This is a genomic window from Burkholderia plantarii, from assembly GCF_001411805.1.
Lineage (GTDB): Bacteria > Pseudomonadota > Gammaproteobacteria > Burkholderiales > Burkholderiaceae > Burkholderia > Burkholderia plantarii.
The window spans coordinates 1,453,719-1,478,316 of record NZ_CP007212.1 but is presented as its reverse complement, the minus strand read 5'-3'; the positions used below and the strand labels follow the sequence as shown (position 1 = coordinate 1,478,316).

Annotated in this window: 21 protein-coding genes; 4 read left to right on the top strand and 17 right to left on the bottom strand. The window is 69.9% G+C overall.

Going from position 1 to position 24,598, the window contains the following annotated elements:
* Position 1: 1 nt before the first annotated feature.
* The 14 genes from bpln_RS06390 to bpln_RS06325 all read right to left on the bottom strand — a co-directional run bounded on the left by bpln_RS06390 (position 2) and on the right by bpln_RS06325 (position 15,670).
* Entirely contained in the window at positions 2-1,222 is a 1,221-nt protein-coding gene (locus bpln_RS06390; protein ID WP_055138350.1) for a beta-ketoacyl-[acyl-carrier-protein] synthase family protein, read from the bottom strand.
* A complete protein-coding gene (locus bpln_RS06385; RefSeq protein WP_055138349.1) occupies positions 1,219-3,639 on the bottom strand; it encodes an MMPL family transporter in 2,421 nt (806 codons plus the stop codon). Before bpln_RS06385 ends, bpln_RS06390 begins: the two co-directional genes overlap by 4 nt.
* Complete coding sequence (locus tag bpln_RS06380; RefSeq protein WP_148653942.1) at positions 3,639-4,376, bottom strand: LolA family protein; 738 nt, start codon at positions 4,374-4,376, stop codon at positions 3,639-3,641. The genes bpln_RS06385 and bpln_RS06380 overlap by 1 nt, the downstream gene beginning before the upstream one ends.
* Entirely contained in the window at positions 4,367-4,795 is a 429-nt protein-coding gene (locus bpln_RS06375; protein WP_042624477.1) for an acyl-CoA thioesterase, read from the bottom strand. The genes bpln_RS06380 and bpln_RS06375 overlap by 10 nt, the downstream gene beginning before the upstream one ends.
* Complete coding sequence (locus tag bpln_RS06370; protein WP_042626491.1) at positions 4,792-6,378, bottom strand: HAL/PAL/TAL family ammonia-lyase; 1,587 nt, start codon at positions 6,376-6,378, stop codon at positions 4,792-4,794. Before bpln_RS06370 ends, bpln_RS06375 begins: the two co-directional genes overlap by 4 nt.
* Positions 6,365-8,107 (bottom strand): glycosyltransferase family 2 protein, encoded by a 1,743-nt coding sequence (locus tag bpln_RS06365; RefSeq protein WP_055138347.1) that lies wholly within the window; start codon positions 8,105-8,107, stop codon positions 6,365-6,367. Before bpln_RS06365 ends, bpln_RS06370 begins: the two co-directional genes overlap by 14 nt.
* The gene (locus bpln_RS06360) at positions 8,104-9,825 is read right to left on the bottom strand and encodes an ApeI family dehydratase (RefSeq protein WP_055138346.1); all 1,722 of its coding nucleotides are present in this window, start codon (positions 9,823-9,825) and stop codon (positions 8,104-8,106) included. The genes bpln_RS06365 and bpln_RS06360 overlap by 4 nt, the downstream gene beginning before the upstream one ends.
* Entirely contained in the window at positions 9,822-10,436 is a 615-nt protein-coding gene (locus bpln_RS06355; RefSeq protein WP_042624474.1) for a COG4648 family protein, read from the bottom strand. Before bpln_RS06355 ends, bpln_RS06360 begins: the two co-directional genes overlap by 4 nt.
* On the bottom strand, positions 10,433-10,684 hold the full coding sequence (locus bpln_RS06350; RefSeq protein ID WP_042624473.1) for an acyl carrier protein: 252 nt from the start codon (positions 10,682-10,684) through the stop codon (positions 10,433-10,435). The genes bpln_RS06355 and bpln_RS06350 overlap by 4 nt, the downstream gene beginning before the upstream one ends.
* Before the next feature lie 3 nt (positions 10,685-10,687).
* Entirely contained in the window at positions 10,688-10,987 is a 300-nt protein-coding gene (locus bpln_RS06345; RefSeq protein WP_042624472.1) for a phosphopantetheine-binding protein, read from the bottom strand.
* Complete coding sequence (locus bpln_RS06340) at positions 10,962-11,756, bottom strand: lysophospholipid acyltransferase family protein (protein WP_055138345.1); 795 nt, start codon at positions 11,754-11,756, stop codon at positions 10,962-10,964. Before bpln_RS06340 ends, bpln_RS06345 begins: the two co-directional genes overlap by 26 nt.
* Positions 11,740-12,456: a beta-ketoacyl synthase chain length factor gene (locus bpln_RS06335; protein ID WP_055138344.1), complete on the bottom strand. Its 717-nt coding sequence runs from the start codon at positions 12,454-12,456 to the stop codon at positions 11,740-11,742. The genes bpln_RS06340 and bpln_RS06335 overlap by 17 nt, the downstream gene beginning before the upstream one ends.
* 531 nt (positions 12,457-12,987) lie before the next feature.
* A complete protein-coding gene (locus tag bpln_RS06330) occupies positions 12,988-14,271 on the bottom strand; it encodes an MFS transporter (protein WP_042624469.1) in 1,284 nt (427 codons plus the stop codon).
* A gap of 178 nt (positions 14,272-14,449) precedes the next feature.
* Complete coding sequence (locus bpln_RS06325) at positions 14,450-15,670, bottom strand: pyridoxal-phosphate-dependent aminotransferase family protein (protein ID WP_042624468.1); 1,221 nt, start codon at positions 15,668-15,670, stop codon at positions 14,450-14,452.
* 159 nt (positions 15,671-15,829) lie between these two features.
* On the opposite strand from bpln_RS06325, the gene bpln_RS06320 reads away from it, so the two are divergent.
* A complete protein-coding gene (locus tag bpln_RS06320) occupies positions 15,830-16,549 on the top strand; it encodes a GntR family transcriptional regulator (RefSeq protein ID WP_055138343.1) in 720 nt (239 codons plus the stop codon).
* A gap of 68 nt (positions 16,550-16,617) precedes the next feature.
* Here bpln_RS06320 and bpln_RS06315 read toward each other — a convergent pair whose 3' ends face one another.
* The 3 genes from bpln_RS06315 to bpln_RS06305 form a co-directional block, all read right to left on the bottom strand.
* Positions 16,618-17,400, bottom strand: a complete 783-nt coding sequence (locus tag bpln_RS06315) for an N-acyl homoserine lactonase family protein (RefSeq protein ID WP_055138342.1) — start codon at positions 17,398-17,400, stop codon at positions 16,618-16,620.
* Complete coding sequence (locus tag bpln_RS06310) at positions 17,397-18,350, bottom strand: fumarylacetoacetate hydrolase family protein (protein ID WP_055138341.1); 954 nt, start codon at positions 18,348-18,350, stop codon at positions 17,397-17,399. The genes bpln_RS06315 and bpln_RS06310 overlap by 4 nt, the downstream gene beginning before the upstream one ends.
* Before the next feature lie 157 nt (positions 18,351-18,507).
* Complete coding sequence (locus bpln_RS06305; protein WP_055138340.1) at positions 18,508-19,125, bottom strand: helix-turn-helix domain-containing protein; 618 nt, start codon at positions 19,123-19,125, stop codon at positions 18,508-18,510.
* A 361-nt stretch (positions 19,126-19,486) separates the two neighbouring features.
* Here bpln_RS06305 and bpln_RS06300 point away from each other — a divergent pair, with 361 nt between their 5' ends.
* The 3 genes from bpln_RS06300 to bpln_RS06290 are packed head-to-tail and all read left to right on the top strand — an operon-like array spanning position 19,487 to position 24,591.
* Entirely contained in the window at positions 19,487-23,041 is a 3,555-nt protein-coding gene (locus bpln_RS06300) for a response regulator (protein WP_042624465.1), read from the top strand.
* Positions 23,042-23,057: 16 nt separating this feature from the next.
* A complete protein-coding gene (locus tag bpln_RS06295; RefSeq protein WP_042624464.1) occupies positions 23,058-23,906 on the top strand; it encodes a CheR family methyltransferase in 849 nt (282 codons plus the stop codon).
* 58 nt (positions 23,907-23,964) lie between these two features.
* The gene (locus tag bpln_RS06290; protein ID WP_055138339.1) at positions 23,965-24,591 is read left to right on the top strand and encodes a chemotaxis protein CheB; all 627 of its coding nucleotides are present in this window, start codon (positions 23,965-23,967) and stop codon (positions 24,589-24,591) included.
* The last annotated feature ends 7 nt before the right edge of the window (positions 24,592-24,598 follow it).

The following is a 24,598-nucleotide window of genomic DNA, read 5'->3' as shown; positions in this document are numbered from 1 at the left end:
CTCAGCGTCCCAGGATCAGGCTGGCATTGCTGCCGCCGAAAGCGAACGAATTACTCATCACGTAGCGCCCGCGCGCGTCGCCGCCGAGGCGCCGCGTACCCTGTACCAGATCGAGCGGCGGCAGCGCCGGGTCGGCCTCGCCGTCCCAGACGTGAACCGGCAGCGCGAGATCGCGCGCGAGCGTGAGCCAGGCGAACGCGAGTTCGGTCGCGCCGGCCGCGCCGAGCAGGTGGCCCGTCATTGGCTTGGTGCCGCTGGCCGGTACGCCGTCGGGAAACACCCGCGCCATCACCCGCGCTTCCATCGCGTCGTTGTGCTGGGTGGCGGTGGCGTGCAGGTTCACATAGCCGATCTGCGTGGCCGTCACGCCCGCGTCGGCCAGCGCCTCGTCGAGCGCGAGCCGTGCGCCGTGCCCCTGCGGGTCCGGCGCGGAAATATGGTGGGCGTCGCTCGACTCACCGGCGCCGGCCAGCCGGATCTCGCCCTCGTCGCGGCCCATCACGAACACGGCGGCGCCCTCGCCGATGTTGATGCCGCGCCGGTGGCGGCTCATCGGATTGGTGCGCTCGGGGCTGACCGATTCGAGCGACGCGAAGCCCTGTGTGGTCAGCTCGCAACGCGAATCGGCGCCGCCCACCACTACCGCGTCGCAGATCCCGAGCCGCAACAGCCGCCGCGCGGCGGCGAACGCCTTGGCGCTGGAGGTGCAGGCCGTCGACAGCGTGTAAGCCGGCCCCGCCAGCCCGAGCGCTGCCCGGACGAACGGCGCGGCGGTGCCGATCTCCATCTGCCGGTAGTCGAAGCCGGGCGGCATCGCGCCCTCGGCCGCGCGTCGCGCGAACGCCTGCTCGGCGGCCTCGATGCCCGAGGTGCTGGTGCCGATCACCACGCCGACGCGGCCCGGGCCGTGGCGCGCGACGGCCGCCTCGACGGCCGGCGCGACCTGTGCAAGCGCGGCCAGCAGCAGACGATTGTTGCGGCAGTCGTAATGGGCGAGCGCGGCGGGCGGCGCCAGATCGAGAAGCGCGGCGACTTGTCCTGCGAACGGCGCGAGCGCGGCGGCGGTCCCGGCGATTCCGGCGACGGCGGCGCCCTGCGCGACGGGCCGCGCGGCGAGCGCCGCGTCGGCACCGCGGCCGAGCGCGGCGGCGATCGCGTCGATGTCGGCGCCGAGCGCGTTGATCATGCCAAGCGCATGCAGATAGACGGGTGCGTGCTTCATGAGCCAGCCTCTTGATGTCGGGATACCGCCAGCGGCGCGAACAGCACCGAGAACACGATGCCGAGCGCGAGCGTCGTGCCAAACGCGCGCAGCGCCGGCATCGCGCTAGCGCCGAGCATGCCGAACGACAGCAGCGTGGTGGACGCCGACAGCAGCACGCCGGTCCAGACCGCGCCGAGGTTCGCCGCTTCGCGCTGGCAGCCCTCGCGCAGGAACACCGCGTAGTTCGCGCCCACCCCGAGCACCAGCATCAACGCGAGCCAGTTGAACAGCGTCAGCGGCATCCGCCAATAGCCGAACACGGCAAGCGTGAGGCCGATCGCGAACACCACCGGCAGGGTCGTCACAATGCCGCCGCGCAGGCCGTAGCGCCAAGCCAGCAGCGCCCCCACCACCACCAGCGCACCGCCGAGCCATAGCGCGCTGTCGAGCCGATACGCGCCGAACAGTCGCGAGACGCTCGCGGCCTTGTCGACGAACGTGACACCGGGCACGCGTTCGGCGCAGGCCGCGAGCGCCGCGAGACTGGCCGCGTCGACTTGGCCTGGAATCGCCAGCGCCGCATAGCCCGAAGCCGGCGCCGACACGTCGAACGGCCCGAGCCACAGATGCCGGAACGGCGCGGACCAGCTCGCCGCGAGCCAGCCGTCGACCGTCAGCGGCGCCCGCGCGGCGCGCGCGAAGCCGTCGATCCAGGCATCGGCGATGGTCTCGCGGAACCCGGCGCGCAGCAGCAGCGCGCGCAGCGCGTCGGGATCAGCGAACACTTTCGAGGCCAGCAGCGCGCGATTGCGCGCCTGCCGCTCGGCGGACGGCACGAAGTCCGCCACCGACAGCAGGCTGGGCGCCCTGTCGAGCCGGCTGACCTCGGCGGTGAGCGTCTCGGCGTGGCGCAGCACTTCCTCGGGCGTGCGGCCCTGGATCAGGAAGAACTGCGAGACGTTCGGCACGCCGACCGCCTCGCGCACCGCCTGCTCCTGCTTCACCAACCCGGCGTCGCGCTGCACCAGCAGATGGATGTCGTCGTCGCTTTGCAGGCGGAGCCAGCCCGGCACGGCCGCCAGCGTCAGCAGCGCGGCGGCCAGCGCCGCGCGCCGGCCGGCCAGCAGCGACTGCCAGCCGGCCAGCAGTCGCGCGACGCGCGCGAACAGGCGCACGGGCGAACGCCGCGACGGGCGCTCCAGCATCAGCGGCAGGAAGCCCGTCACCGCCGCGAACGCGGCGGCGATGCCGATCATCGCGAAGCAGGCGATCTGCGCGAGCACCGGGAACGGCACCCACATCAGGATCGCGTAGCCGAACAGGCTGGTGGCAAGCGCCACGGCCAGCGACGGGCGCACCGCCGCCGCGCCGCGCCACGGCCGCCAGCGTGTGCCGTCCGACAGATAGACGACGAAATACTGGATCGAATAATCGACGGCCTCGCCGATCAGGCTCACGCCGAACACCAGAGTGAGCAGGTGCAGCTTGCCGAACAGCAGCAGCGTGACGGCCAGCGAGCAGGCGATGCCGAACGCGGTCGAGACGAACGCGAGCACCAGCAGGCGCGGCGAGCGGAACACGCCGAACAGCAACAGCGCGATGCCCGCCAGCGAGACCGCGCCGATCAGATGCACGTCGCGCTCCGCGCTTGCGCGCGCCGCGTCGGCATAGAACACCGCGCCGGTGCGCACGACGCGCACACCGGGATAGGCCGCGCCGAGCGCGCCCTCGGCATCGGCCAGCGCCTGCCGCACCGCCTGCTGCACACGCGTTTCGTAGGCCGAGCCGTCGAGCGAGGCCATCACCAGCACACTGGTGATGCCGTCGCGATGCGATACCAGCATGCCGTCCTCCAGCATGAGCTTCGAGGCGGTGAGCGGCAGTCCGGCCAGCCAGTGCTGGAGCCAGCCGAACGGATCGTCGGCGAGCGCGGTCGGCAGCGCCTCGACGGGCGGGCCGTAGAGCCGCCGCGCCAGCGCGTCGGACAGGCTAGCGGTGTCACCGTGGGCCAGCGCGGCGACGTCGGCGTCGGTCAGCAGGCCGAAACGCGCCGGCAAATAGGTGGTGGCGATCCGCGACAGGTCGAACGGCGGCACCTCGACCGTCGCCGAGCGGAACGCGTGGCTTTGCGCGAGTCGCGCGCCGAGCATGCGGGCGGCGGCCTTCGCGCGCGCCGCGTTGGCATCGCTGACGAGCAGCACGGTGCGCCCGCCGAGCGCCTGGCCGAGCGCGCCGACGGCCCGTTCGGCCACCGGATTCGCCTCGCTGGCGGGTAGCAGCGCGAGCAGGTCGGTCTGCAGCGGCGACGGCCCGGCCACGAAGCGCCAGGCGCAATAGCACACGGCCGCGAGCGCGACCAGCAGCCATGCCGCGCGCCAGCGCCGGTTCCGCAGCCGACTGGCCGCTGTCGCCACGTCGTCGCGCGCCATGTCCATCAACGCGCCTCCAGCCAGCCGCGTTCAAGCGCGGACGGCGCGTCGACGCGCGTCGTGCCGCTGAACTCGAGCATCGTCTGGTTGCCGTTCGCGTAGTCGATGGCGAGCGTGCGCAACGTGTCGCCGCCGCTCATCTGCAGCACGCCGAGCGCCTGCTGCAGTTGCGGCTGGTTGGGCCGCAGCGTCATGCGCCAGCGCGCGGGCGTGCCGGCCACCGTCACGTCGAACTGCGAATAGAGCGCCGACAGGTCGCCCGCGAGCAGGCCGCGCATCATCCGCGCGACCTGCGCTACGCCGCGCCCGCCGCCGCTGCCCGTGGACCGCGGCTGGCCGTTCGCGTCGATCTCGCGCACGCCGCCGTCAGTGATCACGTAAGTGGCGCGATACGGCGTCTCGATGCGCCAAACGATGCCGGCGGCGCGGTCGATCAGCATCGAGCCGGTGCTGACGAGCGGCTTGTTCATCGCGGCGAGCGTCTGGGTCTGCGTGAAGCGCGCGCGCAACGTGCCGGCCCGGGCCAGCCGCCCGGTCACCTCGGCCACCAGCCCCGCGTCGGCCATGTGCGCGGGCGACCGGTCGGCCGGTGCCGGGTTTGAGCCTGGATTCGGGTTCGGGCCGGCAGCGGCAGACCCACCAGCCGTCTCGGCGCCATGCGCGACGCCGCAGCCAAGCGCGGCGCAAACCACCGCTGCCACGAGCGCGCCGAATCGGCCGCGACCTCCCCGGCTTATACCCATTGCGCCTCCACGCGCTCGATCAGCGCCGGCGGCGAAACGAACTGGGTTTCGCGCGTGGCCGCCTCGACCGCGAGCTGGACCGTGTAGCCTTTGGTCAGCCGCTCGCCCGACGCGAGATCGACCACCTCGTAGCCGATCTTCAGGCGGTTCTCGAATTCGAGCAGCGTCGCGCGCACCTCGAGCCGCTGGCCGTAGGTGGCGGGCCGCACGAATTTCAGATGCGCCTCGACCACCGGCCATAGATAGCCGGAGGCCTGCATCGCCGGATAGTCGTAGTCGATCGCGCGCAGTAGCGCCGCGCGTCCGCTCTCGAAATACTTCAGGTAATGGCCGTGCCAGCAGACGTTCATCGCGTCGACGTCATGGAACGGCACCTCGACGCAGGCGGCCGAGCTCAGCACGGGTCGGGCCGCGTTCACGCCGCCTCCGCGCCGATCGGCTCGCAAGCGGCCAGCCGCGCGGTCAGCGCGCGCAGCTCGGCTTCGAGCGGGCGGTCCTCCTCGACCAGCGGCGAGGCCCGATCGATCTCCGCCACGAAGCCGCGCAGCGCCGCCGGCAGCGGCGTGTCGGGCGCGATGCGCCGGCGCAGGCGCACCGCCTGCACGGTGGCGAGCGTATGCGCGGCGGCCACCTGCTCGGTCAGTTCGAGCACGCGCAGGCAGTCGCGCGCCGCGATGGTGCCCATGCTGACCTTGTCCTGGTTGTGCGACTCGGTCGAGCGCGAGAACACGCTGGCCGGCATCGTCAGCTTGAGCGCCTCGGCGGTCCAGGCGGAGCTGGAGATCTGCACAGCCTTGAAGCCGTGGTTGATCGGCGCACGCGCGGGCGGGGCACCCGTCAGGTTGCGCGGCAGGCCGTTGCTGAACTTCTCGTCGACCAGCAGCGCGAGCTGGCGGTCCATCAGGTCGGCGAGGTTGGCCACGGCGGTCTTCAGCGCGTCCATCGCGAACGCGATGTGGCCGCCGTAGAAGTTGCCGCCGTGCAGCACGCGGCCGTCGTCGGGATCGATCAGCGGGTTGTCGTTGGCGCTGTTCAGCTCGTTCTCGACGTCGCGGCGCACCCAGCTCAGCGCGTCGCGCGCCACGCCGATCACGTGCGGCGCGCAGCGCACCGAATAGCGGTCCTGCAGGCGCCGCGACTGCGAGGCGTCGCTACCAGCCAGGTCGTCGCGGATCCAGGCGGCCGCCTCGGCCTGCCCCGCGTGCGGCTTCGCCTCGAACAGCGTCGCGTCGAAGTGCGCGGCGCGGCCGTCGAGTGCGACCGTGGTCAGTGCGGTCAGGCGCGCCGCGATGCGCGTCAGGTGGTCGGCGCGCGCGAACGCGAGACAAGCGAGGCCCGTCATCACGGCAGTGCCGTTCATCAGCGCGAGGCCCTCCTTCGGCGCGAGCACGAGCGGCGCGCGGCCAAGCGAGCCCCACACGGCATCGGCCGCGTGCTCGCCGCCGTCGAAGCGCACGGTGCGCTCGCCGGCCAGCGCCGCCGCGACGTAGGAGAGCGGCGTGAGATCGCCGCTCGCTCCCACCGAGCCCTCGGACGGGATGCGCGGCAGGATCCTGTGATTGACGAGATCGGCGAGCCGTTCGAGCAGCAGCAGCCGCACGCCCGAGTAACCGTAGGCAAGCGAGGTTAGTCGCGCGGCGACGATCGCGAGCGTCTGCGCGTCGTCGAACCACGCGCCCATCCCGCAGCCGTGGTAGCGCGTCAGCTGCAGCGGCAGCGCCTCGACCAGTGCGGGCGGCACCTCGACCACGCAGGCGTCGCCGTAGCCGGTGGTCACGCCGTAGATCGTGCCGCCGCCAGCCAGGTAGTCGCGCAGCCACGCGGCGCCGCGTTCGATGCGCGCGCGCCAGGCCGGCTCCTCGCTGAGCGCCACCGGCGCGCCGCGCGAGATCGCGACCACCTCCTCTATCGACAGGCGCCGGCCGCCCACCACCACCGGCTCGTGCGCCGCCGTGGCCTCGGCCTCGGCCACGGTGGCCTCGTTCAGATCATGCTCGGCCACGTGGCTCTCCATCGGGCCGCGCCCAGAAGTCGAAGAAATTGAACCATTGGTAGGGTGCCTTGCGGCAGTAGTATTCGAGCCGCGACGCATAGCGCTGCGCCCATTCGGCGACATGCGTGGCGCGCTCGCGACGCGGCAGCTCGATGCGCTCGGCGAACGGCTCGAAATAGAGCCGGTATTCCGCCCCTTCCTTCAGGCAGAAGAACAGGTAGACGGGGCAACCGAGCGCGTGCGCGAGGATGTAGGGGCCTTGCGCGAACGGCGCCTCGGCGTCGAGAAAGCGCGCGGGCACGGTCTTGCCCGCGTCGTGGGGCGGCACGCGGTCGCCGACGATCACCAGCAGCTCGCCCGCGTCGATGCGGGCCTGCATCATCACCGCCGTGTCCGGCCCGAAGTCCGATACCTCGACCAGCTGCTTCGTGAAATCGGTGTTGGCGCCGGCCAGCACGCTGTTGAAGCGCTTCGCGTGCTCGGTATAAACGATCGCGGTGACCTTCGCGTGCGCGTCGCGTCGCGCCAGCGCGCGCGTCATCTCCAGGTTGCCCAAATGCGCGCCGATCACCAGCGCGCCGCGTCCGCTCGCGGCCAGCGCGTCGAACGCGGCGGCGTTGTCGAAGCGCACGCGCAGGCGGTCGGCGCGGCCCGACCAGGCCACGAACTTGTCGAAGCCCGACTGCGCGAAGCTCAGCATGTGCCGGTACGCGCTGCGCCAGCTCGGCCTTGGCTGCGTGCCGGTGTCGTCGGCCGCGACGAGACGCTGGAAATAGGTCTGCGAGGCGAGCCGCGCGGCGCGGTGCGTGAGCACGAAGTAGCCAACGATCGGATAGAGCCAGACCGAGGTGAAACGCGTGCCGAACCAGCGGCAACTCAGCGCGAGCAGTGCCATGCCGGCGCGGCTGCCGCGCTCGGGCATGCGCCACCATGAGCGCGTGCGCGCCGCCGTGCCGGGATCGCCGCGCTTACCGGCGAGTCCGGCGAAACGGGTGAAACGAATGAAACGGCGCGCCAGCAGCCACGGCGCGCGCGCCAGCATGCCGAACACCAGCCGCGTGTGGCTCGCGCTGATGCGCACGTTGTCCCACAGCACGTCGAAGTGCGAGACGCCGTCTTCCGGATAGACCACGCGCGTGGCGATCGCGCGGAATGGCAGCCCGCGCCAGTGCAACCGCACCAGCACCTCGCTGTCGAAGCACATGCGCGTGGGCAGCCGCACTTCGTCGATCAGCCTGCACACCGCGTCGATCGGATAGAGCCGGAAGCCGCACATCGAATCGGCGATGTCGAACGACAGCGTCTCGATCCAGACCCAGACATGCGTCAGGTAGCGCCCGTAGAGCCGCGCCTTCGGCACGCTGGCGTCGAAGCGCGGGCGGCCGAGCACCACCGCGTCGGGTTCGGCGCGCGCGGCCGCGACGAAGGCCGGCACGTCGACGGCGTCGTGCTGGCCGTCTGCATCGATCTGGATCGCGTGCGTGTAGCCGGCCGCGCGCGCCGCGCGAAGCCCCTCCATCACCGCCGCGCCCTTGCCGCCGTTTTGCGGCAGGCGCAGCAGCGTCAGGCGCCCCGCGTAGCGTTCGGCCAGCGCGGCCAGCGTGCCTTGCGTGGCGGCGTCGCTGCCGTCGTCCACCACGATCACCGGCAGCCCATGCACCATGAGGCGCGCGAGCGTGCCGCCGATCGCCTCGCCGTGGTTGTAGATCGGGATGACGATGCAGATCGCATCCGTCATGCCGCCTCCGCGTAGACAATCGTGCCCGAGGTGCAGTCGCGTTCGCCGCGCCGGAACGCGAAGCGCACGCGGCGCCGCTCGGCGTCATGCGCGAGGCTCAGCACGAGCACCGCGCCGGGCAGCACGGGGGCCTTGAATTTCAGATGATCGATCGAGCGCACCGCATGCGGCGCGCCGATCTCGCCGCCCGCCAGCCGCACCGCCCAGTCCACCTGCACCACGCCGGGCAGGATCGGGCAGCCCGGGAAATGCCCGACGAAATGGACCAGCGACGGCGGCACGCGCAGCTCGGCGTGCCAGCCCCGCGCATCGCGCCACTCGGCCAGCAGTTCGTAGCCTTCCGGAGTCGGCGCGAACGCGCCCGAGACCGCAGCGGCCGGCAGCTTGCCGCGCGCGTCGAACGGCATGGCGAGCCGGAAACGCCAATGGCGCGGCAGCGCGGCCGCGTCGAAATAAGTGCTCAGCTCGTGGCGCAGGCTCGCGGCCAGCGCGAGCCGCCCCTGCGCGAGCAGCGCCTCGCGGCCCGCCTCGCTGAGCACGGCCACCACCCCCACGCGCTCGCGCGAGGCGCCGTCCACCACCGTGGCCGCGGCCTGCGCGACGAAGCGGTGTTCGATGATGCGCGCCTCCAGCTCGGGCAGCGATACGCGCTTGCCGTCGAGTTTGACGACGCGGTCGAGCCGCCCCGTCAGCGCGAAACGACCGTGCGCGTCGAAGCACACCGAATCGTCGGTGCGGTGCCAGCCGTCGTGGCCGAGATGGGCGGAACGCAGGCGCAGCGCGCCGTCCTCGTCGCGGCGCACCGCGATGGCCGCGAACGGCTGCCAGCTGGCGTCGAGATCCTGGCGGCGCCAGGCGATGCCGCCTGTCTCGGTGCTGCCGAAGATCTCGAACGGCGCGGCGCCAAAGCCCGCCGAATACGCCACCGCTGCCTCGGCCGGCAGCGCGCCGCCCGACGAGAAGAACAGCACGGGCGCCGCCGACGGTGCCACGAATCCCGGCAGTTGCGGCCAGCGCGCCAGTTGCGATGGCGTCGAGACCACGATCGCGGCGCCGCAGGCGGCCATGCGGGCGCGCCAGTGCTGCGGCTCGGACGACAGCGCGCGATCGAATGCGCGGCCTGCCGCGAGCGGCCAGAACAACCGGAACAGCAGCCCGTAGATATGGTGATGCGGCACGCTCGACAGCGTCACGGCCGCGCCGATCCGCGCGCCCCATTCGCCCTGCAGCGTGCGCACCTCGGCGTCGAATTGCGCGAGCGTCTTGCGCACCGGCTTGGCCGCACCGCTGCTGCCCGAGGTGTAGAGCGTGATCGGAGCGTCGGCTGCGATCACGCGCGATGCGGCCGGCACCGGCGCAGAAACCGCCGCCGCGCCGGCTTCGAGCGCGGCGAGCCGACCCGCGTCGAGCAGCAGATCGTAGGCCGGCGCGAGTTCGACGAGATAGGCCGGCGCCGCGCTAGCCGGGATCACGGCCTCGCCGCCCGCCGCCATCACGGCGAACAGCGCGCAGGCGAAGTCGTAGGGATCGTCGCTGCAGATCGCGACGCGCCACGCGCCATTGCCGTCGCGAGCGTCGCGCTCGCCCGCGACGAGTGCATCCGCGAGCGTGGCGACGCGGGCGCGGAACCCGGCCAGCGTCAGCGCCTGGGCACCGTCGCGGCACACCACGGTGGCGCCGTCCGCGTCGGCATGCAGAAGCTCGTGCAGCGCGATCATGCAACGCCCCCTACCCGGCGAGGCAGCACGAACGCGTGGCGCCACAGCCACTCGCCCGCCAGTAGCGCGCCGATCAGCGCATAGACGATCGCGCCGTTGTAGAGCGACCAGGCGGCCCGGCTCCAGTACAGCGCGGTATAAACCGAGAACGCGCCATTCAGTGCGAAGAACGCGCACCAGATCTGCGTGACGCGGCGCGTGTAGCGACAGATCTCCGGCCCCGGCTCTGGGTAGCGCAGCCGCGCGAACTTCTCGATCATCGACGGCCCGCGTAGCAGCGTCGCGCCGAACGCGGCCAGCAGGCCGGCGCTGACGAAGGCCGGATACAGATGCAGCAGCCGCTCGCTGTCGGTCGCGGTAATCGCAATCGACAGGCAACCCAGCATCGCGGCCACGCACCAGTCGAGCCACGTGAGACGCCGCAGCGCCGCGGCCACCGAATTGCGTCCGGCACCGCAGCGCAGCCACAGCATCAGGATCAGCAGCCCGCCGAGGCAGCGCGGCGACACGCCCCGCCACGCCAGCAGCATCACGAGCGGGTAGCCGAGCGCAAGCGCGACGCGCACGGCCACGCCGCGCGGGCGCATCGCGCCGGGCGCGGGCGCGCTCATCGCGTACACGCGAACAGCGTATGCACGGCGGCGATCACGTCGCCCACCGTGCGCACGGACTTGAACTCCTCCGGCTTGATGCGCTGCCCCGTCATCTCCTGCAGCTTGATGGCGAGATCGACTGCGTCGATGCTGTCGAGATCGAGTTCCTCGAACAGGTGCGTCTCGGGCATCACGCGCGCCGGTTCGATGCCGAAGTTCTCGTTGAAGATGGCGCGGATGCGCTCAAGGATTTCTGCGTCGGTCACGAATCACTCCCCGTTGGCCATGACGATCCGGTTCGCTTCGCGCGGCGCCTGCTGGCTCGCGATCAGCGCGGCCAGCGTGTTGATCGAGCGGAAATGCTCGCGCGTCGAGGCGTCGTTCGCGGCGATCGTCAGATTGAATTGTTTGCGCAGCATGATGCCGACTTCGAGCGCGTCGACCGAATCGAGGCCGATGCCGTCGGTCGTGAAGAGCGGCACGTCATCGCCGATATCGTCGACCGTCATGTCCTGCAGGTCGAGCAGATCGATCAACAGTCGCTTAATTTGCAGCTTTAAAGTATCCATGCTCGAACAGATGCAGGGTGATGTGCGCCTCGACCGACCGTGCGATCTCACGGGCGGCGAGCGGCGTCGCGGCGGTCTCTCCGGACAGCCGATCGGAGTCGATCGGGTCGAGCACGTTGATGCGCATGCGAAACGCACGCGGCGGCACGTGGTACCAGCGCAGCGCCTTGGTGAACACCGGCGGATCGCAGTCGATCAGCACCGGCTGGATTGGGCTGCCCGACTGCAGGGCCATGTGGGCGAAGCCGCGCGAGAACGCGTGCAGGCGGTTTGCGCCGGGGCTGCGGGTACCTTCCGGGAAAATGATCATGGTGTAGCCGGCCGCCAGATGCCGCGCGCCGGCTTCGACCAATTCCAGGGCGTCGGCGTTGCTGACGTACTCGGCCGCGCGCACGATGCCCCAGAAGCACGGGTTGCCCCAATGGCCGCGCTTGACCACGCAGCAGGCCTTCGGCGTCAGCGACAGCAGCACCATCACGTCGAGCCAGGTCGGGTGGTTGGCGACGATGATCGAGGCGCGCCGCTCACGCAGCCGCGCCGCGCCCGTCACCTCGAGCGTCATCACGCCGGCGCGCTGCAGCACCGCCACCAGCAGGCGGAAGAAATGGTGGATGACGAACGTCACGGCGCGCCGGCGCGAGTCGCGGTGCGGCCACAGCGCGCCCGAGAGCATCACGGTCAGCGAGAACAGAGACCCGCACAGTGCGAAGAACGCCAGGCCGAAGCCGGTGGCGAACAGGCGCCAGCCATAGTCAGGCCGCGTGGTCATGCCAGCTCCATCGCCAGGCGGCGTCGCTGCCGCGCCAGCTGGCGTCGCGGCGGTCTGACAGGCAGCGTCGCAGCGCCGCGCTCTGGGTGGCTTCGACCTCGGCGTCGGCCCCGCCGATCGCAGCGGCGGCCCCTGCCATCGCCCCGACCGTCACCTCGCAGCGCAGGTAACCGCGCGCGCTACGCGCGTCGAGCAGGATCGCTAGCGCCTCGCTCTGACCGATGTCATCGTGAGCGGCGTAGATGTCGCAGGCGGGTTCGTGAGCGTAGACGAGCAGCACGGGCGGCGCGTCCGCCGGGTCGGATTCGGCTTGGGCATGCGCTTCGAGCAGCGCGTAGCCGAGCGTTTCACTGCCCGCGGAGAGCGCGGTGGCGGCCGAGCGGTCGCCGCGCACGATACCGAAGATGCCGCTGGCGGCGTTGAGGACCGACAGGCCGAATGCCGTCGGCGAGACCGGCTCGCCGGCCGTGATAGCGTCGAGCAGTGTGGTGGTGCGGATCAGTTCGCCATGGCGCGAGGCAAACACCATGCGCAGCGCGCCGTGCCCGTCCGCGCAGTCGTGGGCCGCCTGCAAGGCGAGCTTCGACAGCCGACTGAGCCGCCGGCGCACCATCGGTTCGATGAATTCAACCCCCGCCACCTCTGTCGTCGAAATCGACGTCCATCTGGCGATTGGCATGGTCCAATGCAAATCGGCCACTTTTGCACTCGTTAAAGTTTTTGTCGAAACGTCTTGTATTGCCGATCGACACGGACCGGAATCGCGTTGTCACGCGTTTCCACCATGGCCCGCATGTCGATCTATTTTCTTCAGTGGTTCGCGAGGGAGCCGGCCCCGCCGCCTTAACGCGTGCCGAACCGGTCGTTCCGGCTCCCCGTGACACACTACTGGCGGTTCGGCGGTATCGCCACCCGGAATCTCAAGATCCGGCGTTAACGATTTCCCCGCATGCAAACATGCCGCACGACACCCGCGTGCGGCGCGAATTCTAACAGATGCCTACTTGAAAGCAATCACCTGAAACCCGATAAATACCAGACATGGCGCGACAATACGTCTTCCCGACAGGTTCCTCGCTCAAAAGGAGTATTCCGCCGCCGCTCATCACGCTGACATCGGGGAACCACGGCCGCGAAACGATCGATGACACCGGCCTATGCGAGGGCATGGCGCCCTCCGCGTCTTGCGGAAAAACGACAGGCGCCGGCCATGCTCTGCTGGATTCCCTGACTAGACCCCCTGATGCGAAGCCCCCGCCGGATCGGCAACGGCGTTTTCGAAGCGCCGCTCCGGATGCATGCGGAACGCGCAGACCACGCCGATCGCCATCAGCAGCATGCTGCCGTAGAACGGCAACTGCCAACTGCCGAAGCGGTCGATCAGCACGCCGCCGATCACGGGCGAGACGATCGCCGCCGCCGCCGAGCCGGTATTCATGATGCCGCTGGCGGTGCCCGAGAACTCCGGCGCGATGTCCATCGGGATCGCCCACATCGGCCCGATCGTCATCTCGGCGAAGAAAAAGCCGAGCGCGAGGCAGCCCATCGCCGCGTACACCTCGTGGACGAACGCGAGCGGCACCAGCGCCAGCAGCGTGCAGAGCATGCAGATCGACACCATCGTGCTGCGCGCACGCGCGAGGCTGCCGGTGCGGCGCAGGATGCGGTCGGTGACGATGCCGCCCGCCGTGTCGCCGATCACCCCGGCCAGGAACACCACCGACGAGAACAGCGCCGACTTCTGCAGATTCATGTGGTAGTAGTGGAGGAAGAACTGCGGAATCCAGCTCAGGAACAGCCACAGGGTCCAGCCATAGCAGAAGTAGACGATCGTCACCGGCAGCATGCGCCGCGCCAGCGCGCCCCAGCGCAGGCCCGTGGCGCGCGGCTTCGGCGCCGGCAGCATGGCCAGCTCGGCCTCGGTGATGCGCGGATGGTCGCGCGGCTGCTCGGTATAGGTGAGCCACCAGCCGAGCACCCAGCACAGGCTCAGCGCGCCGCACAGGTAGAACGCAGCGCGCCAGCCGAAGCTGGCCATCACCGCCACCACGGCGGCCGGCGCGAGCGCGTTGCCGACCCGCGAGGCGGCGTGCGTGACGCCCTGCGCGAAGCCGCGCTGGTCCTTCGGCACCCAGCGCGTCATCGCGGCGGTGGCGGCCGGGAACGTGGCGCCCTCGCCGAAGCCGAGCAGCAGGCGCGCGGCGAGCAGCGAAACGAGCCCGCCCGCCATGCCGGTCAGCACCGTCGCCACGCCCCAGACGGCGCCGCAGAACAGCAGCGTCTTGCGCGCGCCGAACCGGTCGCTGACCCAGCCGCCGATGATCTGGAACACCAGGTACGGATAGGCGAACGCCGAGAACACCAGGCCGATCTCGGTGTGGGACAGGCCGAACTCCTTGCCGAAGCCGACTGCCGCCGTGCTGACGTTGACGCGATCGAGGTAGGTGATCAAATACATGACGCACAGCATGACGAGCACGACGTTGGTCGCGCTCGTCAATCGATACCGTTTCATGTGAGTCTCCCGAATTGGAGTGTGGGTTGCCGCAGCGTTACTGCTTGCCCCGCGTTCCTCGCGCGTGGGCCGACCTCCCTTGCTGGCGTCATGGCGCGCCGTCGTTTCGATCACCTCGCCGCCGCGCGGGGCGCAGCCGTCCCCGACGGCCCTCGCCCGCCCCGCCCGGCGGCCTCGTTCAGGCTGCGGACTGCAGCGGTTCGCGCACCGCCTGGGTGGCCAGGTAGTCCATCGCGGCAGGCAGGCCGCTGCCCGCGAGCGGCACGCCCGCGATGCGCAGCCCCATCTCGCAGCCGGCCAGCGTGGCCATCAGCGTCAGGTCGTTGCAGTCGCCGAGGTGGCCGATCCGGAACATGCGGCCCTTCAGCTTGCCGAGCCCGGCGCCGAGCGACATGTCGAAGCGTTCGTAGATGAGCTTGCGCACCGCGTCGGCATCGACGCCCTCGGGCATGCGCACGCCGGTCAGCACCGGGCTGTAGACGGCCGGGTCCGCGCACTGGATCTCCAGGCCCCAGGCCCGCACCGCGCGGCGGCTCGCCTCGGCCAGCCGCAGATGGCGCGCGAACACGTTGTCGAGCCCCTCCTCGGCCAGCATCTCCAGCGCCTCGGAGAGCCCGTACAGCAGGTTCGTGTTCGGCGTGTACGGCCAGTAGCCGCCCTTGTTCATCTCGATGATTTCCGCCCAGCCCCAGAAGCTGCGGGGCAGCTTCGCGTTCGCGCTGGCGGCCAGCGCCTTCGGCGAGACGGCGTTGAAGCTGATCCCCGGCGGCAGCATCAGCCCCTTCTGCGAGCCGGACACGGTCACGTCCACGCCCCACTCGTCGTGCCGGTAGTCCGCGCTCGCGAGCCCCGAGATGGTGTCGACCAGCAGCAGCGCCGGGTGACCGGCCGCGTCGATCGCCGCGCGCACCGCCGCGATGTTCGAGGTCACGCCCGTGGAGGTTTCGTTATGGACCACGCAGACGGCCTTGATGCGGTGCTCGCCGTCGTCGCGCAGGCGCGCCTCGATCCGGTTCGCATCGACGCCGTGGCGCCAGCTGTCCTCGCCGTCGCGGCCCAGGAACTCGGGCTTGAGGCCGAGGTTCTCGGCCATCCGCTTCCAGAGCGTCGCGAACTGGCCGGTCTCGTACATCAGCACCGCGTCGCCGGGGCTCAGCGTATTGGCGAGCGCGGCTTCCCAGGCGCCGGTGCCCGAGGCGGGATAGATGATGACCGGCTCGCGCGTCTTGAAGACCGCCTTGATGCCGTCGAGCACCTTCCGGCCAAGCGCGCCGAACTCCGGCCCGCGATGGTCGATGGTCGGATAGCTCATCGCCCGCAGGATGCGGTCGGGCACCGGGCTCGGCCCGGGAATCTGCAGGAAGTGGCGGCCCGACGGATGGAAGTCCAGCTTCAGCATGCTTGCTCTCCTTTTGAATTTTGCATGCAAAAAACTATATTCTTCTCGATGGTCACCCGACAACTCTTGCGCGCATGTGGTTTACCCTCGGGATTCAGTGGCGTATTTGTCGTTATCGGCTCATGTAAAATCACCACCAGATTGCCACAAGTTTTTTGTATGCAAAATAAGCTGATCGATCCCGTAGCGAAAACCGTCCTTCCGCCCGTCGAACGGCAGCGCCTGCACGACACCGTGGTCGAGCATCTGCGCAATTTCATCGTCGAGGGCGCGCTCGAGCCGGGACAGAAGCTCAACGAACGCGAGATCTGCGAGATGCTCGGCATCTCGCGCACACCGCTGCGCGAGGCGCTGAAGGTGCTCGAATCGGAGGGGCTGGTCGATATCGCGCCGAACCGCGGCGCGTCGGTGTCGAAGATGAGCGAGGCTGAAATCCGCGAGACCTTCGAGCTGATGAGCGGGCTCGAGGCGTTCTCGGGCGAGCTGGCGTGCGAGCGCATCACCGAGGCCGAGGTCGACGAGATCAAGGCGCTGCACTACGCGATGCTCGCCTGCCGGGCGCAGCACGATCTGGCCGGCTATTACAACCGCAACCGCGCGATCCACGACTGCATCAATCTCGCCGCGCGCAATGCCGCGCTGCGCCAGACCTATCTGGCGATCAACCGCCGGCTGCAGGCGCTGCGGTTCCGCTCGAACTTCGAGGCGGCGAAACTGGATCGCGCCGTCGACGACCACGGCGAGATGATCGAGGCGCTCGAGGCACGCGACGGCCGGCGCCTCGCGGCGATCCTGCGCCGGCACCTGCTCGACAAGCGCGACGCGGTGCTGCGGCTCGATGCCGGCGCGCAGTCGAGCGCGGGCGCGCCGCCGGCCTGAGCGGCGCTCGTCCTGTTGCATTGACGGCGTTACGCCGTGTCCTCATTGCGTCTGCATGACCGCGCCGGTCACGCCAGCCAGGCGGGAGCGTGTGGCACGGTCGCGTTCTGCTCGATGTCGTGATTGACGAGCAGGCGCGCACCCTCGGCCGCCAGCAGCGCGTCGATCCGGTCCATCGACGCCACCGAGCGCAGCGCATCGGCATTGAAGGCCGGCACGCAGCGGCACCGGAAGTTGTAGCGGTTGTGCGCGACGTCGCCGCTCAACACGACGCGCCCCATCTCGGGCAGGTTCAACAGCAGCGAACAATGGCCCGGCGTATGGCCCGGCGTGAATACGATGCGCACCGCGCCGTCGCCGAACACGTCGTGGTCGCCCTCGATCAGGCGCAGCCGGTTGCCGCGCAGTGATTCGTACAGTTCGGGCCGAAAGCCGAACGCGCCGGGATCATCGCCGAACATCGCGCCGTATTCGGCCTGCTGCACGACCCATTCGGCCCGCCGGAACAGTCGGCAATTGCCGACGTGATCGTAGTGCGCGTGCGAGAGCGCGAGCGTGCCGATCTCGTCGGGATCGACGCCGATCCCGGCCAGCTGCGAGGCGATCGTCCGGCCCACGGTGCCGCGGATGCCGTGGGCGATGACGCGGCCCGCCGGCTCGTCGATCAGGTCGTCCTGGGTGCCGGTGTCCCACAGCATCCACCGCCCGCGGTGGAGAATCAGATACGCGTTGCAGCTCAGCGTCATCGGCTTGCCGACGTTGACGCCCGGCGAATAGATCGACGCGTCGTCGACCCGCGCGATGCCGCCGTCGAGCACGTAGAGCCGCTCGATGGTCGCGTCATGGTTCATGATCGTCTCCCCTCTTCGTGTCGTCCGGATCCGCGCAGATGGACGGCCAGCTCGCCGAGCCCGTCGATCGCGGACACCACCGTGTCGCCGGCGCGCAGCCAGCGACGCGTCTCGAGCGGCCCCGGCTGCCCCCAGATCACGCCGGGCGGCGTGCCGGTGAACATCACGTCGCCGGGCTCGATCGTCATGATGCTGCTGACGTAATGGATCAGGTCGCGGCAATCGAAGATCATCTCGCGCGTGTTGCCGTCCTGACGAAGCTCGCCGTTGAGCCAGGTTCGCAGCCGCAGATCGTTCGGCTCGGGGATCAGGCCCGCGGGCACGAGCCATGGCCCGAGCGGCGCGAAGCCGTCCGAGGTCTTGCCGGCCATGAACTGCGTCGTGAGGTTCTGCAGCGTCCGGGCACTGAGATCGTTGCCGATCGCGTAGCCGGCCACCGCGGACAACGCGTCGTCCTTCGACAGGTCCCGGCAGCGCCGCCCGAACACGATCACGAGCTCGGTCTCGTAGTCGAACGCGTGGTCCATCCGGGTGGGGAGCTCGACCGTGCCGTCGTGATGATTGAGCGCATTGGCAAACTTGCCGAACAGCGGGGGCGCCTTGGGGATCGCGGTCTTCGTCTCGGCGGCATGGGCCTGGTAGTTGAACCCGACGCAGAGGATCTTCTGCGGGCGCGTCACGAGCGGTGCGAACGCCGGCTGCGCCACCTCGAACGCCCCGGCGGCGCCCTCGCGCCGCAAGCGTGCCACCAGCGCGGCGACCTCGGCGGCCCGCTGCCGCTGCAGCAGCTCGTCCATGTCGCGCGGCACCGGCAGCTGAAGCCGCGCGCCGGCCAGCGCGAGATTCACGATCCGGCCGTCGAGTTCGGCGCCCAGCGCAGCGGCGCCGCCGATCCGCAAGTTGGCCAGCTTGAGACCCAGTTGCGCCACGTCCAGGTCGGGATGGTCCATGTTCGATCTGCACTCCTGACAGATTGTCATACAGGGAAATGAGAGCCGGATGCCCGGCCCGGCGGCTGGACGAAATGGCAAATTTGAGAATATATCTTCGATAGTAGAACGTCAACGATCAATGAGGACCGGGCACGATCGGGCCGATGGCGCGGGCTTACTTGTCGTCGCGGCAGGAAATGACGAGGTAGTAGGCGCAGGGCTTGCGCGAGCGATTGCTGAACGCATGCTCCTGGCGCGCCTCGAAGAACAGCGTATCGCCCGCCGACAGCGCGATCTCCCGATCGGGCAGTTCGACCACCAGCTCGCCTTGCGCCACGGTGACGAGCTTCTCGGTGCCGCTGCGGTAGGCGGGCATCATGCCGGTGGACACGCCGGCCGGCAGCCGGTGCAGCAGCAGCTCGACCGCGCTGCCCGCCATCGACGGCGACAGGATGTGGCGCTCGAAGCCCGTCTCGCTGTCGCGAAACACATGGCGCTGATCGTGCTGCACGACCACCACGGCCTGCCGGTCCTCGACGCCGCCGGTGAGGAAACTGAGCGTGGTGTGAAGCGCATGCGCGATCCGCTTCGCCACGCCGATGGTGGGGCTCTTCTCGCCGCGCTCGACCTTCGAGAGCATCGCGCGGCTCACGCCGGACCGGACCGCCAGCGCCTCGAGCGTCAGCTCGGCCCGCTCGCGCAGCGCGCGCACGCGACGCCCGAACTCCAGGTTCAGTTCGTCCTGGTCGTCGGCGGGATCGAGGGCATCGGCGGGGTCAACGCGGTGGATCATGGATCGGGATGGATGGCGGCGTGAGCGGATCGGGGAGAGTCTAGCGTATCGTCGCCATCGGCTCCCGCCCTGCGGGCGATGCGGCGGCACTCGCAACGGGCCGAAGACGACGCCCGCACCCGGCACATGACCCGCCCCACCCCGACACCGCGGCGCACCATCGCCGCTTCGCGAAGCCCCCGCGCCGGCCTTCCGCGCTGCAAAACGCGCCGTTCGCGCAGCGCATCATCTAGCGCGGGCCGAGCCTGCCGCAGTAGTATGTGAGGCCCTCACTGCCAGGGGCTCCCGGGGACGGCGCGCAACGCCGTCAACTCGTCAAAAATACCGACCGGGATCGAACCACAGCACGCATACGGAAAAAATGACCGCCACCGCCGCAGTCGATCAAACCGCGTTCCGACGCATCATCCAGCGCAACATCGCCCTGCCGCTGGGCATGGGCATCGTGACGGCCGGCGTGTTCATCGCGCTGGTGTTCTATCTGGTCTCGACCATGAGCTGGGTCGAGCATTCCGAGCGGGTGATCGGCGACGCCAACGAGATGCTACGCCTCGCGGTGGAGCGGGAATCGTCGCTGCGCGGCTACCTGATCACCGGCAACGAAAGCTTTCTTTCCCCCTACGAACTCGACGACGCGCGCTTTCACGCCGAGATCGAATCGCTGATGACGCTGGTGGCCGACAATCCGCCCCAGGTCGAGGCGCTGCGGCGGATCCAGGCAATCCAGGAGCGCTGGAACCGCTACTCGGGTGAAATCATCGATCTGCGGCGCAAGAACCTCGACTACCGCGCCCCCGTGCAGGCCGGCCGCGGCAAGCTCGAATTCGACGAGACGAGACGCGAGTTCGGCTCGTTCCTCGACGTCGAACTCGCGCTGCGCCAGCAGCGCAGCGCCGCCGCGAAGAGCCTGACCTCGACGCTGGTGGGCATCTTCCTGCTGTTCAGCGTGCTGGTCAGCGGCGTGCTCGCGTGGCGCGGACGCCGCGAGCTGCTCGACCTGTCGCGCACCTACGACGGCGTGCTGCGCCGGCAGGCCGAACAGACCGAGGTGCTGCAGCAGCAGGTGTGGCTGCGCTCGGGCCAGCGCCTGCTGGCCGAGAAGGTGGTCGGCCAGGGCAGCACGGCGCTGGTCGGCCTCGCGATGCTCGATTTCCTCGCGCAGTATCTCGACGTGGTGGTATCGGCCGTCTACGTGCGCGCCGCCACCACCGGCGAGCTGTGCCGCGTGGCGGCGCACGGCTTCAACCACGAGCACCAGAGCGCGGGCCGCAACTTTCGCGAGCCCGAAAGCCTGGTCGGCCAGGCGGCCGCCTCGCGTCGCACGATCGTGTTGCGCGACGTGCCCGACACTTACCTGACGGTCAGCTCGGGGCTCGGCGCGAGCCAGCCGCGCGGCATCGTGGTGCTGCCGATCCTCAACGATGACGCCGTCAACGGCGTGGTCGAACTGGCCTTCATGCGCGAGATCGAGCCGCGCGACCTCGAACTGCTGGAGCTGATCGCCACCAGCATGGGCGACTTCCTCGCTGCGGCGCAGTATCGCGAACGCCTGCAGGAGACGCTCGCCGAAACCCAGCAGCTCAACGAGGAGCTGCAGGTGCAGCAGGAGGAGCTGCGCGTGTCCAACGAGGGACTCGAGGAACGCGGCCGCGCGCTGACCGATTCGCAGGCGCGGCTCGAGGAACAGCAGGCCGAGCTCGAACAGACCAACGAACAGCTCGAGCAATACGCACAGCGGCTCGAACGGCAGAAGGCCGAGCTCGTCACGGCGCAGGAGGCGCTGTCGGCCAACGCCGCCCGCCTCGAACAGTCGAGCCGCTACAAGTCCGAATTCCTCGCCAACATGTCCCACGAGCTGCGCACGCCGCTCAACAGCTCGCTGATCCTCGCGCGGCTGCTGCAGGAGAACCGCGCCGGCAACCTGACCGACGAGCAGGTGCGCTACGCCGAGACGATCCACGCCTCGAACAGCGACCTGCTGGTGCTGATCAACGACATCCTCGACCTGTCGAAGGTCGAGGCCGGCCAGATCACGATCGAGCCCGAGACGGTCTCGCTGGAAGCGCTGATGCAGTCGCTGCGCGAGACCTTCGAGCCGATGGCGGCCTCCAAGGGCCTCGCGCTCACGCTCGAACGCACGCCGGGCACGCCCGCCACGCTCGTCAGCGACAGCCAGCGCGTGACGCAGATCCTGCGCAACCTGCTGTCGAACGCACTGAAGTTCACCGAACACGGCGAAGTGTCGCTGACCATCTCGGCCGACGACGCGGGCATGGTGCGCCTCGACGTGCGCGACTCCGGCATCGGCATCGCGCCCGACAAGCTCGAGCTGATCTTCGAGGCGTTCCAGCAGGCCGACGGTTCGACCAGCCGGCAATACGGCGGCAGCGGCCTCGGCCTGTCGATCTCGCGCGAGTTCGCGCGACTGCTGGGCGGACGCATCGGCGTGGCGAGCGAACCGGGCAAGGGCAGCGTGTTTACGCTGTGGCTGCCGCTCGATCCGGTGTTCGCGGTGGCGCCGAGCCAGGCCACCGTGACGGTCGCGCCGGTCGACATGGCCGCGCCGCCGGTGCCCGCCGCCAGCGCGGAACCGCGCGCCAGCTACGTCACGCCGGCGCCGCATGCCGCGCACGCGGCGCTCGCGCCTCATGCGCCCGCCGCCCCGCACCGCGCCGCGAACGACGCCGAGAGCCGCGGCGCCGCGCCGATCGCCGACGACCGCGACGCGCGCCAGCGCCCGCACCGCCTGATCCTCGCGATCGAGGACGATCCGGTGTTCGCCGCGATCCTGCGCGATCTGGTGCATGAACTCGACTTCGATTTCGTCCACGCCAGCGACGGCACCTCGGGCATCGCGCTGGTGCGCGACATGCAGCCGACCGCCGTGCTGCTCGACATCGGCCTGCCCGACCGTTCGGGCCTGACCGTGCTCGAATGGCTCAAGAGCGACACGCTCACGCGCCACATCCCGATCCACATCGTGGCGGCCACCGATCATACCGAGAAGGCGCTGCACCTCGGCGCGGTCGGCTACACGCTCAAGCCCACCGCGCGTTCGACGCTCGAAGCGGCGATCCGGCGCCTCGAAGGGCGCCTGCAGCAGCACGTCAAGCGCGTGCTCGTGATCGAGGACGACACCGCGATGCGCGAGAGCATCCGCGTGCTGCTGGAGGGCGAGACCACCGAGATCGTCGCGGTGGCCACGCTCGCGAGCGCGCTCGAACAGCTCGCGCAGGGCGGCTTCGACTGCGTGGTGACCGACCTCGCGCTGCCCGACGGCACCGGCTACGACCTGCTGGAGCGGCTCGCCGCCGACGCCGCGCGCCCGGCGCTGCCGGTGATCGTCTACACCGGCCGCATGCTGTCGGCCGACGAGGAACACCGGCTGCGCCGCTACTCGAAGTCGATCATCATCAAGGGGGCGAAATCGCCCGAGCGGCTGCTCGACGAGGTCACGCTGTTCCTGCACAGCGTCGAATCCTCGCTCGCGCCCGAGCAGCAGCGCATGCTGCGCACGGTGCGCCAGCGCGACAACGCGTTCGAGGGCCGCGCGATCCTGCTGGCCGAGGACGACGCGCGCAACATCTTCGCGCTTTCGCACGTGATCGAGCCGCTCGGCGCGAAGCTGCTGATCGCGCGCAACGGCCGCGAGGCGCTCGACGTGCTGGAGCGCGGCGAGGATGTCGACCTGGTGCTGATGGACGTGATGATGCCGGAGATGGACGGCCTGACGGCCACCGCCGAGATCCGCCGCAATCCGCGCTTCGCGCACCTGCCGATCATCGCGCTGACCGCCAAGGCGATGGCGCACGACCGCGTGCGCTGCCTGGAGGCCGGCGCGGACGACTACATCTCGAAGCCGCTCGACGTCGACCGGCTGCTGTCGCTGTGCCGCGTCTGGTTCCGGCAGCGCTGATGCAATAAGGCACCGCATGCAATCCCGTCCGCCCCTCGCCCCGTCGCGGCACACGGCCGATTTCGATATCGAGCTGACGCTCCTGCTCGAGGCGATCTACCAGAAGTACCAGCACGATTTCCGCCACTACGCGCCGTCCTCGCTGCGCCGCCGCCTGAGCCAGGCGCTGGCCGAGTTCGGCCTGCCCACGCTCTCGCAGCTGCAGGACCGGATCCTGCGCGACGAGACCGAGTTCACGCGGCTGTTCCAGTACCTGACGGTGCAGGTCAGCGACATGTTCCGCGACCCGCCCTACTTCCTCGCGCTGCGCGAGCACGTGCTGCCGCTGCTCAGGACCTATCCGTCGATCAAGGTCTGGGTGGCCGGCTGCAGCACCGGCGAGGAGCTATGGTCGCTGAAGATCCTGTTCGACGAGGAAGGGCTGACCGAGCGCACGCTGTTCTATGCCACCGACATCAGCCCGGACGCGCTCGCGCGCGCCGAGGCGGGCATCTACACGCTGGACCGGATCGCCGGATTCTCGCGCAACTATCTGGCCGCGGGCGGCAAGCGCTCGCTGTCAGACTACTATCACGCGGCCTACGGCGGCGCGCGCTTCACCGGCTCGCTGCGCGAACGCGTGGTGTTCGCGGATCACAGCCTGTCGACCGACGAGGTGTTCCTCGAGGCGCACCTGGTGTCGTGCCGCAACGTGCTGATCTATTTCGATCGCGCGCTGCAGGATCGCGCGCTCGCGCTGTTCGAGCGAACCCTCGTGCGGCGCGGCTTCCTCGGGCTCGGCAGCAAGGAAAGCCTGCGCTTCTCCGCGCTGCAGGAGGCGTTCGGCGAGTTCCGTGAACGCGAACGCATCTACCAGAAACGCTAGCCACCATGGCCCTGTCCCTCACGCCTTGCCTGCCCTCGGGCGCCGCCCGGAGCCGCGCATGAACCGCCCGCCGCCGCCCGCCACCACGGAGCACCCGTCCGGGCCGGCCGGCGCGCGCGCTTTCGAGGCGGTGGTGATCGGCGCGTCCGCGGGCGGCATCGAGGTGCTGAACGTGCTGCTGCCCGCGCTGCCGGCCGGCTTCGGCGCGGTCGTGCTGATCGTCACGCATCTGCCGGCCGATTCGCCGAGCCATCTGGTGCAAACCTTCACCGGCCGCTGCGCGCTGCCCGTTATCGAGCCCGATGCCGGAGAGCCGCTGCTGCCGGCCCATGTCTACGTCGCGCCGCCCGCCTATCACATGCTGGTGGACGACGGTCGCACCGTGGCGCTGTCGATCGACGCGCGGGTGCGGTTCTCGCGGCCGTCGATCGACGTGCTGTTCGAATCGGCCGCCCATGCCTACCGCGAGCGGCTGCTCGGCATCCTGCTGTCGGGTGCCAACGATGACGGCACCGCCGGCCTCGAGGCGCTGCGCGCGCGGGGCGGCACGGCCTGGGTGCAGGCGCCGGATTCGGCGGCCTCGCCGTTCATGCCGCGCACGGCGATCGAACACCACGCCGCCGACGAAGTGCTTTCCCCCGCCGCGATGGCCCGCCGGCTCGCGGACTTGCCGGTTTTCTCCTGATTCATTC